Genomic DNA, 12201 nt, shown 5'->3' with positions numbered 1-12201 from the left:
CTTCCGTTTCACGGATGTCGGGGTCAGACCGCCTGCGCGATCCGTTTGAGCGAGTCGCGGCGCAGGTCGTCCGCATTGCCCATCATGGTATTGGTGCGCTCATAGGCGCGTTGCACGTCGATCAGGCGGGTCATCTCGCGCACCGGGTTGACGTTGCTAAGCTCCAGCGTGCCTTGGCGCACCTGCACGGCTTCGGCCACGGCGGGATTGGCAGCGCCCTCGGGCGCGACCAGCATGCCGCCGCCAAGGCGCTTGTAGCTTTGGATTTCTGGGATGTTGAAAACGCCGATACGGCCCAGCGGGCCGGTCTCACTGCCCGAAATTGTGCCATCTTCGGAAATATTGATGTCGCCCAGTCCTGCGGGTGGCAGTTGGATCGGTGCACCGCCCGCGTCGAGCACTTTGGCCCCCGACAACAGGGTCAGATTGCCCTCCGGATCGAGGACAAAGCTGCCATCGCGGCCAAAGGCCTGCTGCCCGTCGGCGGTTTGATAGCTGAACCACCCCTCACCATGCAGCGCCACGTCCAGCGGGTTGCCGGTCTGCGACAGCGCGCCGGGGCGGGTGTCGATGTAGGAGCCCGTGTCGCTGACGAAAGCCGCCTGATCGTCGCCAAGCGCGGTGTTGTCCTGCAACAGCGCTTCGAACACCACATGTTCGCCCTTGTAGCCTGCGGTACTGGCGTTGGCGATGTTGTTGGCGGTGATGTCGAGTTGGCGCTGCAGGGAAGTCGCCAGCGACATGCTGATATGGCTGGTTTCCGTCATGGCGGGCCTCAGTTTGGGCAAGGATGGCGTGACTTTATTGAAGGTCAGTGTGAAATAAAGAATGGATCTTTACAAGAATAAAGTGCATCTATTCATAGAATGAAGCATCTGCACAACATTGTTCTTGGTCTCTCTTTGATCTTGGCCGCGCCTGTGGCGGGGGAGGAAGGGTCTGTCTTTGCGCCTCTGTCCTTGGTGGAACATGGGCGAGAGGATTTCCTTGCCGCCCGTGAGACGCTGATGACGCAGCTTTTCGCCGCGACCGATCCGGATGCCCCTCAGCGGGCCGCGGCGCTGCTGGACCTTTCGGAATTGCACCTTGCATGGATGATGCGCCCTGAGGCGGCAGGCTTTCTGGCGGCACTCGACGCCGAGGCCCTCAAAGGTGACGCAGCGCGGCGGCATCGAACATTGAGCCTCGCCCTTGCTTTGTTGGAAGAGGACGCGGGCGCGGGCGGAGATTTGGGGCAGGCGGTGTCTTGGTCCGTCGGGTGGAGCGAGGGGCAGGCCCTGCGGGCAGCGGCCTTTGCCCGGCTGGGGGCGGCGGAGGAGGCGGCGCGTTTGATGCCGCGCACGTTGGAGAGTCTCGGCGCCCTGTCACCCGCGATCCAAGCAGCGGTCCTGCCGGACCTGCTTGAGGCGGCTTTGGAGGCCGAGAATTGGGATGTGGCGCAGGCACTGGCCGCGCAGTTTCCCAAACATGCAGAGTTGCGCGATGGCCCCGCCTATCGCTACCTGCTGGCCCGCGCGTCAGAAGTGTCGGGCGATCTTTTGATGGCCTTTGAGGGGTATGTCCAAGCCGCGCAGGGCCGCGATCTCTATGCGCAACGGGCGCGGCTCGCGCTGGTTCGGATGGGGCGAGAAACCGAGACTTTGCCGGGGAAAGATGCGCTGTCGCTGCTCAAAACCGCACGCTGGATGTGGAGCGGGGATGACCTTGGCCGCGAGGGCGCGGTGCTGCTGGCCGAGGTCGCGACACAGCAGGGCGATACCGATACCGCTCTTTGGGCCTTGCATAATTTGCTGCGCAGCGCCCCTGATGATGAGGCCGACGCGCTACGCGCGCAGGCGCGGGACATCTACGGCGCATTCTACGCCGCGGGCGCTGCAGGTGAGCTTGATCTGGGGCCGTTCCTTGAGGGGCACGCCCGCATCAGCGCCCGCTGGCGCTTTGATCCGGGTTTTGTGGAACATGCCGCCGCCGTGCCGCAGCGCTTGCTGGATACGGGTATGACAGCCCTTGCCGCGCGGGAATTTCGCGCTCTGCGTGAGATGGCTGAGACCTTGGAGGGGGTCGGGGCGAATGCCCCGGACGCAGCCCTTTTGGCCGATCTGCGCCGCGGCGAGGCCCGAGCGCTTTTGGCCGGCGGGCAGGCGGATGCGGCCGTAGATTTACTAAGCGGCTATGCCGACGATCAGGGGGCCGAGGCCGAAGCCCTTTTGGTCGAAGCCTTGGCACAGGCGGGCCGCACGGATGAGTTGGCCGCCCTGCGCCTGCGCGCCCAAGACATGGACCTGCGCCGCAGCCGTGCGGTGGCGCTATACGAGACCGGCAAATGGGGCGCGGCCCGGCAAGCCTTTCTTGAAATGTGGGAGGCCCATCCCCCGCAGTTCGCCTTTGCCGATGCCACGCGCCTGACCCTTGCCGCCTATCAGGCGGGCGATAGTGAGACCGTCGCCCGGGCCGCCGCGGCCTTTCCCGCGCTTGCCGAATTGCCCGGCTGGGCAGACCTCGCCACCGGGCTCGGCGCACAGCCCCGAGGGGAGGGACCGCTGGGATCAGACGTGATGCGGCTGAGCATGGAAAGCGCGGACCGTATCCTTGAAGCCGTGACCAAAGTGACGGATGTCAAGGAAAGTCAGTGACATAAATATCAAATTCAAATTTTATTCTTGCTTTGGTCATGAAGAATCGGCTTTCTCATGTATAGGTCAAGAATAACAAGAACGAGCAGGATCAAGTCATGAGCATTACAAGCGCCCTTCAGATCGGGGTCAGCGGGTTGCAGGCCAACTCCTCCCGCGTCCAAAACATCTCTAGCAATATCGCCAACGCCAATACGGTTGGCTATCGGCGGACCTTCTCGGAATTCGTGACGCAGAATACCGGGGCAACGCAGGCGGGGGTGCTCACGGATGTGCGGGCTGATATCTCGGCCAATGGCAACATCATGGGCACGGGTCGCTCAACGGATCTGGCGGTGCAGGGCGACGGCTTTTTCGTCGTGTCGCGCAACCCCAATGATCCTGTCGAATCCAACTACTACATGACCCGTGCGGGCTCCTTTACCCCGGATCAGGACGGCAACCTGCGCAACTCTGCGGGTTATTTTCTGTCGGGCTTTCCCACCGATGCAGCCGGGGCCACCGGCAGTGTCAGCAGCACCAGCTACAATGACCTCAGCACCGTGAATGTGGCCAGCTATCAGGTTCAAGGTACGCCCAGTGCGCGCGTCGGCGTGTCTGGCAATGTGCCTGCGCAGGAAACCGGGGCCGGCAGCACCGGCACGGCCTTCGAATCCACCCTGCGCTACGTCAATCAACTGGGCGGCAGCGACGCGCTGACCCTGTCTTGGGCTCCGGGCACCACGGCCAATGAATGGACCGTCAGCATCAGCGATGAGGCAGGCAACAACTATGGCGATGCAACGGTGAATTTCACCGACAGCGGCGTAAATGCAGGCAGCCCCGAAAGCTACACGCCCGGCACCCTGCCGATTGACCCCGCGACCGGCGTTGTGACCCTGCAGATCAACAACGGCGGCACTCCACAACCGCTTGAGATCGATTTCGGCGCGCCCGGCACCTTTGAGGGGATGACCCAGTTTTCCGGCGACTACACGCCTCCGGCTTTTGCGGATGACGGCACTGAGACCGGCAGCCTCGAGCGGGCCGAGATGAGCGACAGCGGCATCCTTTATGGGGTTTTTGACAATGGTCAGCGCCGTGCGCTGTTCCAAGTGCCGCTTGCCAATGTTGCCAACCCCGACCAGATGCGCTCGGTCGATGGCAACGCCTATGTTGCCACCCGCGATTCCGGCGCGGTGAGCATCGGCAATCCGATGCTGAACGGTCTGGGCAGCATCAACAGCGGCGCGCTGGAAGGCTCCAACGTGGATATCGCCCAAGAGCTTACCGACCTGATCCAAACGCAGCGGGCCTATTCCTCCAGCGCCAAGATCATCACCACCAGCGACGAAATGCTGAGTGAAACGCTAAGTATCAAACGTTAACCCGGTGCATGAATGAGCATCTCATCCGCCTTTAGCATTGCCCGCAGCGGGCTGAGCACGACAGAGGGTCGCGCCAGCCTTGTTGCGGGCAATATCGCCAATGCGCAAACCGAAGGTTACGTCCGCCGTGAAGCGGCGCAGGTCTCCACCAACGGTCAAAGCGGAACGGTGGAGCTGCGCATCGCGCGGCAGGTGGATGAACGCCTTGCAGGCATGTCGCGGAACGCTTCGGCGGAACTGGGCCAAGCCTCTGCCACGAGCGAGATTCTCAGCAGCTATCTGATTACCTTGGGCGAGCCGGGCGATGAGGTTTCCCCCGCCGCCCGTCTGGCGGAGTTTCAGGCCGGTCTCGACCTTTTGGCCAATAACCCCTCCGATCCTGCGGCGCAGAACGACCTGCTGTCGCGGACCGAGACCTTGGTGCACAGCATCAATAAAGCCGCCGTTGAGCTTGAGGCCAGCCGCGGGCAGGCTGGCGATAGCCTTGTGTCGAGCGTGGGCGAGGTGAACGCGGCGCTGTCGGATATTGCCGAACTGAACGAACGTCTGGCGCTTGCCGGGACCGATCCCACCGGCACCAGCGGGCTGATGGATGAGATGAATCGCCGCCTTGATGCATTGGGCACACAGATGGATTTTCAAGGCCGGTGGGAAGCGGATGGAACGCTGACACTACACACCACCGGCGGCACGGAACTGGTCCATGGAGAGACCGCCGTCAAGCTAAGCGCCAACCGCGATACCGGGCGGCTAATGGCCGGGGATGTCGATATTACGCCGAACAGCCCCACCGCGCGCGGGTCCGACAGCGGCCGCCTTGCGGGGCTGAGCGGGTTGATCGCCAATGATTTGCCGCAGATGAAACTGCAGCTGGATGAGCTCGCCCGCGGGCTGGTGCAGAGTTTCGAGGCCGCCGATGCCTCTGTCGGGGCCGGGCAGCCGGGGCTGTTCACCGACGCGGGCGGCGCGTTTGACCCGGCGCAATTGGATGGGCTGGCCGGGCGGCTTTCGATCAACAACAGCGTTCAGCCCGACAAGGGCGGCGCGCTGTGGCGTCTGCGCGATGGCGTTGGGGCCACAATCCCCGGAGAGCCGGGCGACACCACGCAATTGAACGCCTTCGTCGATGTCCTCGAAACGGGGATGACCTTCGACGCGGCGACCGGCCTTAGTACCAATGCGCGTCTGGGGGATTTCGCCGCTGATCTGGTCAGCCAGCAGAACGTCCTGCGGGTCAGCGCCGACGCGCAGGCCGAGACGGCCCGCGTGCGGCTTATCACCTTTGAGGACAACCGCAGCAGCATCGAAGGCGTCAACGTCGACACCGAATTGCAAAAGCTCTTGGAAATTGAACAGGCCTACGGCGCCAATTCGCAGGTGCTCAGCAGCCTGAGCGACATGCTCGATACCCTTTTGGCCAGCGTGTGAGGATAGAATGACCGAGATTTCTCGCACCGTGTCCACCGCCCTGCAAAGCCTGCGCCAGCGCGAGCAGACCAGCCGCCTCGCCGCCGAGATCTCGGATGTGTCGAAAGAGGTGACAACGGGGCTGAAGGCCAACCCCTATGACGATCTGGGCCACCGCTCTGCCGATGCCATCGCCATTCGGATGCAGATCACCCGCAACGATGGTTTCCTGACCTCCAATGCGCTTTTAGATCGTCGCTTTCTCGCCGTGGAAACCTCGCTTGGCGCCATGCGCGATGTCGGGCAAGAGGTGCTTGAACAGGCTTTCACCGCTGACAGCGCGGGCGGGCTTTCGACGAGCTACCTGTCTCAGGCGGCGCGCACGGCGCTTGACCGGGTGTTGGAACGAGCCGCGGTCAGCGACAGTTCCGGTTTCCTGATGTCCGGCACCCGCACTGACACGAACCCGCTGCAGGCATGGGACGAGATCAACCCGCGCACGGGGGAATCCCCGGCCATCGCAGTGGATCATATGATCGGCGGCCCCCTGACGGATATGGCCGACGTGCAGCGCGCCATCGACGATCTTAAGGCGGGGTTTGGCGATAGTTCAATGTTCCCAAACCATAATTTCGAGAACACCTTCTATAACGGTGCGCCCACAGGCAACCCGCCCCTGACCTCACGCACCTCTGAAACCCAAACGCTGACCCAAGGCGCGCAGGCCAACGATCCGGCGATCCGCGATCTGATGCGCGGTCTGGCCATGCTGAGCGCGGTAAACCCCAGCGATATCCCTGATGAGGCCGCCCGTGATGCGTGGCTAACTGAGGCCCGCAGCGCCATCGGCACCGGGCTCGAAGGGCTGACCGATCTGGAAACCCAGACCGGCCTGAAACGGGCGCAACTGGCCGATACGATCTCGGCTCAGGAAAGCCGGGCGCTGTTTCTCGACGCCGAAGTGATGAACCTCGAAGGCGTCGATCAATATGACGCAGCCACCCGTCTGACCCAATTGCAAAACCAGCTCGACTCAAGCTTTGCCGTCACCGCGCGCCTCTCGCGCCTGTCCTTTTTGAACTACCTTTAACCGGAACCGCCGCCCATGAACGCCCTGTTTAAACTCCTGCTGATCGGCCTCACCTTCGCGCTTGCCGCGCCGGCGGCTGCACAGGTGCGGATCAAGGATATCGTCACCGTCGAAGGCGTGCGGTCGAACCAATTGGTCGGCTACGGGCTGGTTGTGGGCCTCAACGGCACGGGCGACAGCCTGCGCAACGCGCCCTTCACCGAGCGCGCGATTGAGGGCATGTTGGAGCGGCTCGGCATCGGCAACCTGACCGAAGACCAGATGCGCACGGCGAATACTGCCGCGGTCATGGTCACCGCATCCCTGCCGCCCTTCGCGCGGATGGGCAGCACCATTGATGTGGTCGTGTCCTCCTTGGGCGATGCGTCTTCTCTGCGCGGCGGCACGCTGATCGTTACGCCGCTGACCGCCGCCGATGGTGAGATTTACGCCGTGGCCCAAGGCCCGATCGCCGTCGCGGGTTTCGCGGCTCAAGGTCTCAATGCCTCCATCGTCGAAGGCGTGCCAACCGGCGCGCGGATCGACAACGGCGCCATCGTCGAGCGCGAGGTCGACTTTGATTTCAGCGAGATGACCAGCATCAAACTCGCGCTGCGCAACGCAGATTTCGTCACCGCGCAGCGGGTCGAGGCGGCCATCAACCAAGCCATGGGCCCGGTCGCCACCGCCATCGATTCGCGCACCATCACCGTATCCGCCTATGGCAAAGGATCGTTGATGGAGACGATGGCCCTGATCGAGCCGCTGCAAGTGCAGCCCGATCAGGTCGCCAAAGTGGTGATCGACGCACGCTCCGGCACCATCGTCATCGGCGCCAATGTCCGTATCGACCGCGTCGCGGTCAGCCAAGGTGGCCTGACCGTCACCGTCCGCGATGATTTTAACGTTAGCCAACCTGAATCGCTGTCCATCGGCGGGACCACCGTGGTGGTGCCGAATTCCTCGGTCGGCGTCGAAGAGAAAGACGCGAAATTCGCCGTCATCGACGGGTCGGTCAGCCTGCAACGTCTGGTCGACGGGCTGAACGCCATTGGCGTCGGCGCGACCGAAACGATATCCATTCTTCAAGCCATCAAGGCGGCGGGCGCTCTGCATGCCGACCTTGAGATCATCTAGGGGTAGGTCATGGAATTCGCATCTTTCCCAATCCCCGCGCCGACCCCGGCAGCCAAGCCCGCAGTGACCCAGGCCGACGCCGTCACCGCTGAAAAGGCGCAGGAGTTCGAGGCGATGTTCCTCGGACAGATGGTCGATGAAATGCTCTCGACCGTGGATATCGGCAGCTTCGGCGGCGGCCATGCCGAAGAGACTTGGCGCAGCTTTCTGTCCAACGCGATCGGCGAAAGCATCGCCGAGCAGAACAGCACCGGAATTGCCCGCAGTATCGAGACCGCCATGCAGCGCTATCAAACGGGGGCAGACCGATGAGCGATCCGCGCAAAGCACTCGCCGCCGTTGACGCCTTGGGCAATCTGCTGCGCCGCGAAATTGCCGCGGTGGAGGGCGGGGCGTTCAATCAACTGGTCGAATTTGCTAGCGAAAAGGCCCGACTCACCGCCGTGCTGGAAGAGCAACTCAGCCACGACCCCGAAGCGGTCAGCAAAGATAAACTGCGCGATCTAAAAGATTTGATCGCGCGCGATCATCACCACCTGCAATTGGCCCGCCAAGCCACGTCAGAGATGATCTCACAGGTTTCCCAAATCCGGGAAAAGCACAGCATTGCAGGCATTTACGGCCGAAGCGGTGCAAAACGTGACAACCGCGCAACACTGATAACAACCGTGGACAAAAGTTTCTGAATTGCCTCAATGTTGCCAAGTTTTAGCGTAAAAACGTAATCAAGCGGGTTCGCCCCGCAGTTGTCAGAACGACGACATAACGAACTAGAATAGTCTGGAATAAGAACATGTCTTCGATCAACACAAACACATCCGCCATGAACGCTCTGTCGACTCTGCGGAGCGTCAATTCGAGCCTGAATCAGACCCAAGACCGTATCTCGACCGGTCTGAAAGTTTCGAACGCTGGCGACAACGCCGCTTATTTTGCCATCTCGGAAACGATGAAGGGCGATAGCGGTATGACCAAATCGATCAACGAAAGCTTGACGTTGACCAAAAATTCTTTGGCGACAGCCAACGTCGGAGCTGATAGCTTTAAGGACCTCGCGCGCCAGTTTTCGGAGCGTGTTGCCTTCGCTCAAGGCGGCGGCAGCATCGAAGACGTCAAGAATGAGCTTGATGAAATTGTTAAGCAGATGGACGCTTCCATCAGCCAAGCAACTTTTAACGGCGATGATCTGATCGGCTCGGGCAATACCGTCGCAACTGGGACAACTGTAGCAGGTGACGGCTCGATTTCTGCTGGGGCTACCACCACCGAACAGGCTCGTTCCCTTAGTGTTGTCACCGGGATTACCCGTAACGCCACTGGTGTAGCAGCAACAACAATGGACGTCAGCGGTGTAGACCTAAAGCGGACCTACACCGATTTCAAAGCAGTCGCGGATGCTTTCAAAACCGGTTATGATGCCGCCGTGGCGGGTGCCGCCACTCCTGCGGCAGCTGAAATTGCCGGTCAGGACTATCTCAAGAACTCTTTGACTGCGTCCGAAGACCTCTTGGGGGAAGCTATTGAAGCTTCGACCACTCTTGGCGTTGGTCAGAAATCCATCGAAAACCAGCAAGAGTTCCTGACCAAGCTGACCGACAACCTCGACACCGGTGTTGGCGCGATGGTTGACGCCAACATGGAAGAAGAAGCCGCCCGTCTTCAGGCGCTTCAGGTTCAGCAGCAGCTGGCATCGCAGTCCCTGTCGATCGCCAACCAGGCGCCGCAGAACATCCTGAGCCTGTTCCGTTAAGGATTAGGGTTTTCGGGGCCAGAGCCTAGCGCTTTGGCCCCGGTCCAACCGCCTCAGAATTTGCGGTTGGCAGGCAGCAATATATAAAAACAAGGAAGAATTCCTATGGGGCTGGCAGCATACAAACGAACAATTCGCGAAAGCGAAACCCCGCGGCAGATCGAACGCCGCATCCTGAGCCGCGTCACACATGAGCTTGCCGATAAGGGCCAAGGTTTTGATGCGACCGAAGACAAAAGCGAGCGGTTGAACATCCTCGCCTCCGGTCTGCGCGACGCAATTTACGAAAATCAACGGTTCTGGTCGGCCCTGCGCTTTGACCTGTCTGAGCCGGAAAACAAGATGCCCGACGGGCTGAAAGCCTCGCTCATTTCCATCGCACTTTGGGTGGACCGTCACAGCACCGCGCTGATGGCTGGCGAAGGCCGCTTGGCGGGTCTTGTCGAGATCAATGGCAACATTGCCGCAGGTTTGGCTGGGCAGGCCGCGCCGCAGATGCAGGAGGTGTAAGATGCTGAAACTCACCCTTCGCCCCCGCGAACGTGTGGTCGTGAACGGCTGCGTCATCCGCAACGGCGACCGCCGCCAAGCGCTGACGGTCGAGAACCGCGCCGACATTGTGCGCGAGTCCGATCTGTTGAAGCCGGATGCGGAATCCACGCCTGTTTCCAAGGTCTATTTCTTGGTGCAAACGGCGCTGATCCGTCCCGATACACGCGATCAAATCTTGCCGATGATCCAGCAAGGCTTGGCCGATCTGGCCTGCTGCTTTGGCACTGAAATGCGTATTCGCATCATGGAAGCGGCGAACTTCGTCTCTATGGCCGACTTTTACAAAGCAATGAGCGAGCTGCGCGCGGTGCTCAAATACGAGACCGAGCTGATGCAGCTTCGCCCGGCCCCTCCGGCGCCTAACCATGAGGCCGCGCACGCATGATTTCGCTGGGCGGCATTGGCACGCAGGTGGCGGTTAAGCTGTTTGACGCAACGCGCGACAAACAGCTCGACCTTGCCGCCAGCAACGCCCTGAACGCTCGGCAAATCGCCGCTTTTGAAGAACGTATCGGCAGCATCTCTTCCCCGCAGGAACTGATTGCCGATACGGAAGTCTATACTTTCGTCATGCGGGCCTTCGACCTCGAAGATCAGATCTTTGGCAAGGCGATGATCCGTAAGACGCTGGAAAGCGATATCACCGACAGTTCCGCACTGGTGAACCGCCTCAGCGACCCCAAGATCCGGGACATGTATCAGACTTTGGGTTTCACCCCCGGGGGGGGGAGCAGCGCGAACCTTGATAAGCTCGACTGGCAAGCCGAGATGATCGACCGTTTCAAAGAGCGTTTCGTGTTGAATGCCGCCGGGGAAGACAACGAAGGCGCCCGGATTGCCTTGGAGTTCAAATCCAGAGCCTCTGAAATCAACACTTGGCTCGACGTGTTGAAAGACGAAGACCTCGGTAGTTTCATGCGCCGTGCACTTGGCGTACCGGATGAGGCGATTGGGGTCGATCTCGACCGCCAGATCGCGCTTTTTGAGCAGAAGTTTGACATCGAAAAGCTGAAAGACCCCGCCGAGGTCGACAAGCTCGTCTCGCGGTTCTCGGCGATTTACGATGCGGTAGAGGGCGTCTCGTCGTCGTCGAGCACCGTGCTTTCGCTGATGCAGGGGGCCGTCTCTATCGGTCAGGGCAGCACCTTTACGGCCATCACCATCGACATCCCCACGATCACCGGCGGCTACAGCGCGTCGAGCGCCTACCGCTAACCCTCTTTATTCGATGAATTCGTCGTCATCGGCTGCCGAGGGCAGTTCGATCACGCCCTCGTCGGCGAGGGTCTTGGCATATTCCACCATCGCAGCCTGTGCGGCGCGCACGTCGCGGCCCCGGACCGGACCGGTGGCGGCCATTTCGTCCATCAGCATCTGACGCGAGCGTTGCGGCAGACATTCCATTAGGTGATCGCGCTGCTCTTTCTTGGCTCCGCGCATCGCCATGGGCAGGGTGGCCCCATCCAGCCCGCGCATCACCTGCGCCAAGTCCTGCATCGGCAGTTTGAACAGATCGTCAAAGACGAACATACGCTGTTTGATGGCTTGGAAGGCGTCGGGAATACGCGCGTCCAGTGCACCGGAAAGCTCTTCGAAGGCCTGCACATCCAACTGGTTGAAAAGGTCCGCCATGCGTTGATGCGTCTCGACCGAATTGGTGTGCATCGCGTTCGACAGAATGTCTTGTTTCAACGTCTCTTCGATCTGCTGCATCATGTGCAGCGGCACGGCCTCCATCGCGATCATGCGTTCGGCGATGTCTTGCATCCGCTCAGGGCCGAGCAGCGGCAGCACTTTGGCGGCCACGCTGGTGTCGACGTTGTTGAGGATCGCCGCCGCAGTCTGGTCGTGCTCGCCCTTGAGATAGTTGGCGATCACCGTCTCATCCAGCGCGCCAAAGCCGCGCCACATGGCGTTCTCGCGCTCGCTGTCCTTGAGCCCGGCCATGATGCTGGTCACCTGTTCTTCGGGCATGAACTTGCGCAGCATGGACTCTGCCGTCGACAGCGACCCTACGACCGATCCTGTGCCGCTGACCACCTTTTGAGTGAACTCTTTAAGCACATGTTCCACCACCTCTGCGGGGATCGGGCCAAGGCGGCTCATGGCGCTGGTGATGCGCTCGATCTCGGCGGTGCCGAGCTTTTGCATGAGTTCCGAACCGGTCTGCTCTCCGAGGCAGAGAAAGGTGATGGCCGCCTTGGTGGGACCGTTCAGATCCTCCACCGTGATGGGCTTTCTGCGGGTTTTGGAAAGGGCATTGGTCGACATGGTTAAATCCTTTCA

The 12201-nt window shown here is 61.1% G+C and carries 13 protein-coding genes; 11 read left to right on the top strand and 2 right to left on the bottom strand.

Annotation, left to right across the window (positions count from 1 at the left end; all coding sequences use genetic code 11):
* Nucleotides 1-23: 23 nt before the first annotated feature.
* Nucleotides 24-767 (bottom strand): flagellar basal-body rod protein FlgF, encoded by a 744-nt coding sequence (gene flgF, locus T8A63_RS14195; protein ID WP_067629234.1) that lies wholly within the window; start codon nt 765-767, stop codon nt 24-26.
* A gap of 99 nt (nt 768-866) precedes the next feature.
* Between flgF and T8A63_RS14190 the strand changes: the two genes are divergently transcribed.
* From T8A63_RS14190 to T8A63_RS14140, 11 genes are all read left to right on the top strand, one after another.
* Nucleotides 867-2633 (top strand): hypothetical protein, encoded by a 1767-nt coding sequence (locus tag T8A63_RS14190; RefSeq protein ID WP_322344172.1) that lies wholly within the window; start codon nt 867-869, stop codon nt 2631-2633.
* 98 nt (nt 2634-2731) lie between these two features.
* Nucleotides 2732-4000 (top strand): flagellar hook protein FlgE, encoded by a 1269-nt coding sequence (locus T8A63_RS14185; protein ID WP_322344171.1) that lies wholly within the window; start codon nt 2732-2734, stop codon nt 3998-4000.
* A gap of 12 nt (nt 4001-4012) precedes the next feature.
* Complete coding sequence (flgK, locus tag T8A63_RS14180; RefSeq protein WP_322344170.1) at nt 4013-5428, top strand: flagellar hook-associated protein FlgK; 1416 nt, start codon at nt 4013-4015, stop codon at nt 5426-5428.
* A gap of 7 nt (nt 5429-5435) precedes the next feature.
* On the top strand, nt 5436-6497 hold the full coding sequence (locus tag T8A63_RS14175; protein ID WP_322344169.1) for a flagellin: 1062 nt from the start codon (nt 5436-5438) through the stop codon (nt 6495-6497).
* A 15-nt stretch (nt 6498-6512) separates the two neighbouring features.
* Complete coding sequence (locus T8A63_RS14170) at nt 6513-7613, top strand: flagellar basal body P-ring protein FlgI (RefSeq protein ID WP_260011716.1); 1101 nt, start codon at nt 6513-6515, stop codon at nt 7611-7613.
* 9 nt (nt 7614-7622) lie between these two features.
* Nucleotides 7623-7925 (top strand): rod-binding protein, encoded by a 303-nt coding sequence (locus tag T8A63_RS14165; protein WP_322344168.1) that lies wholly within the window; start codon nt 7623-7625, stop codon nt 7923-7925.
* A complete protein-coding gene (locus tag T8A63_RS14160) occupies nt 7922-8299 on the top strand; it encodes a hypothetical protein (RefSeq protein ID WP_067938943.1) in 378 nt (125 codons plus the stop codon). The genes T8A63_RS14165 and T8A63_RS14160 overlap by 4 nt, the downstream gene beginning before the upstream one ends.
* Before the next feature lie 107 nt (nt 8300-8406).
* Nucleotides 8407-9363: a flagellin gene (locus tag T8A63_RS14155; protein ID WP_067938946.1), complete on the top strand. Its 957-nt coding sequence runs from the start codon at nt 8407-8409 to the stop codon at nt 9361-9363.
* 105 nt (nt 9364-9468) lie between these two features.
* Nucleotides 9469-9873 (top strand): flagellar biosynthesis regulator FlaF, encoded by a 405-nt coding sequence (gene flaF / locus T8A63_RS14150; protein ID WP_322344167.1) that lies wholly within the window; start codon nt 9469-9471, stop codon nt 9871-9873.
* Between the two features lies 1 nt (nt 9874).
* Nucleotides 9875-10300, top strand: a complete 426-nt coding sequence (locus tag T8A63_RS14145; RefSeq protein ID WP_067629214.1) for a flagellar biosynthesis repressor FlbT — start codon at nt 9875-9877, stop codon at nt 10298-10300.
* On the top strand, nt 10297-11130 hold the full coding sequence (locus tag T8A63_RS14140) for a DUF1217 domain-containing protein (RefSeq protein ID WP_067629212.1): 834 nt from the start codon (nt 10297-10299) through the stop codon (nt 11128-11130). Before T8A63_RS14145 ends, T8A63_RS14140 begins: the two co-directional genes overlap by 4 nt.
* A gap of 6 nt (nt 11131-11136) precedes the next feature.
* On the opposite strand, the gene T8A63_RS14135 is transcribed toward T8A63_RS14140, so the two are convergent.
* Nucleotides 11137-12186: a flagellar motor switch protein FliG gene (locus T8A63_RS14135; protein WP_067629210.1), complete on the bottom strand. Its 1050-nt coding sequence runs from the start codon at nt 12184-12186 to the stop codon at nt 11137-11139.
* Nucleotides 12187-12201 lie beyond the last annotated feature (15 nt).

The organism is Sulfitobacter sp. OXR-159, from assembly GCF_034377145.1.
Taxonomy (GTDB): Bacteria; Pseudomonadota; Alphaproteobacteria; order Rhodobacterales; family Rhodobacteraceae; genus Sulfitobacter.
This window is presented reverse-complemented; position numbering and strand designations above follow the sequence as displayed.

Bases quoted from the DNA above. Each gene is read 5' to 3' on its own strand.
- flgF (WP_067629234.1), bottom strand. From the start codon at position 767: ATGACGGAAACCAGCCATATCAGCATGTCGCTGGCGACTTCCCTGCAG.
- T8A63_RS14190 (WP_322344172.1), top strand. From the start codon at position 867: ATGAAGCATCTGCACAACATTGTTCTTGGTCTCTCTTTGATCTTGGCC.
- T8A63_RS14185 (WP_322344171.1), top strand. From the start codon at position 2,732: ATGAGCATTACAAGCGCCCTTCAGATCGGGGTCAGCGGGTTGCAGGCC.
- flgK (WP_322344170.1), top strand. From the start codon at position 4,013: ATGAGCATCTCATCCGCCTTTAGCATTGCCCGCAGCGGGCTGAGCACG.
- T8A63_RS14175 (WP_322344169.1), top strand. From the start codon at position 5,436: ATGACCGAGATTTCTCGCACCGTGTCCACCGCCCTGCAAAGCCTGCGC.
- T8A63_RS14170 (WP_260011716.1), top strand. From the start codon at position 6,513: ATGAACGCCCTGTTTAAACTCCTGCTGATCGGCCTCACCTTCGCGCTT.
- T8A63_RS14165 (WP_322344168.1), top strand. From the start codon at position 7,623: ATGGAATTCGCATCTTTCCCAATCCCCGCGCCGACCCCGGCAGCCAAG.
- T8A63_RS14160 (WP_067938943.1), top strand. From the start codon at position 7,922: ATGAGCGATCCGCGCAAAGCACTCGCCGCCGTTGACGCCTTGGGCAAT.
- T8A63_RS14155 (WP_067938946.1), top strand. From the start codon at position 8,407: ATGTCTTCGATCAACACAAACACATCCGCCATGAACGCTCTGTCGACT.
- flaF (WP_322344167.1), top strand. From the start codon at position 9,469: ATGGGGCTGGCAGCATACAAACGAACAATTCGCGAAAGCGAAACCCCG.
- T8A63_RS14145 (WP_067629214.1), top strand. From the start codon at position 9,875: ATGCTGAAACTCACCCTTCGCCCCCGCGAACGTGTGGTCGTGAACGGC.
- T8A63_RS14140 (WP_067629212.1), top strand. From the start codon at position 10,297: ATGATTTCGCTGGGCGGCATTGGCACGCAGGTGGCGGTTAAGCTGTTT.
- T8A63_RS14135 (WP_067629210.1), bottom strand. From the start codon at position 12,186: ATGTCGACCAATGCCCTTTCCAAAACCCGCAGAAAGCCCATCACGGTG.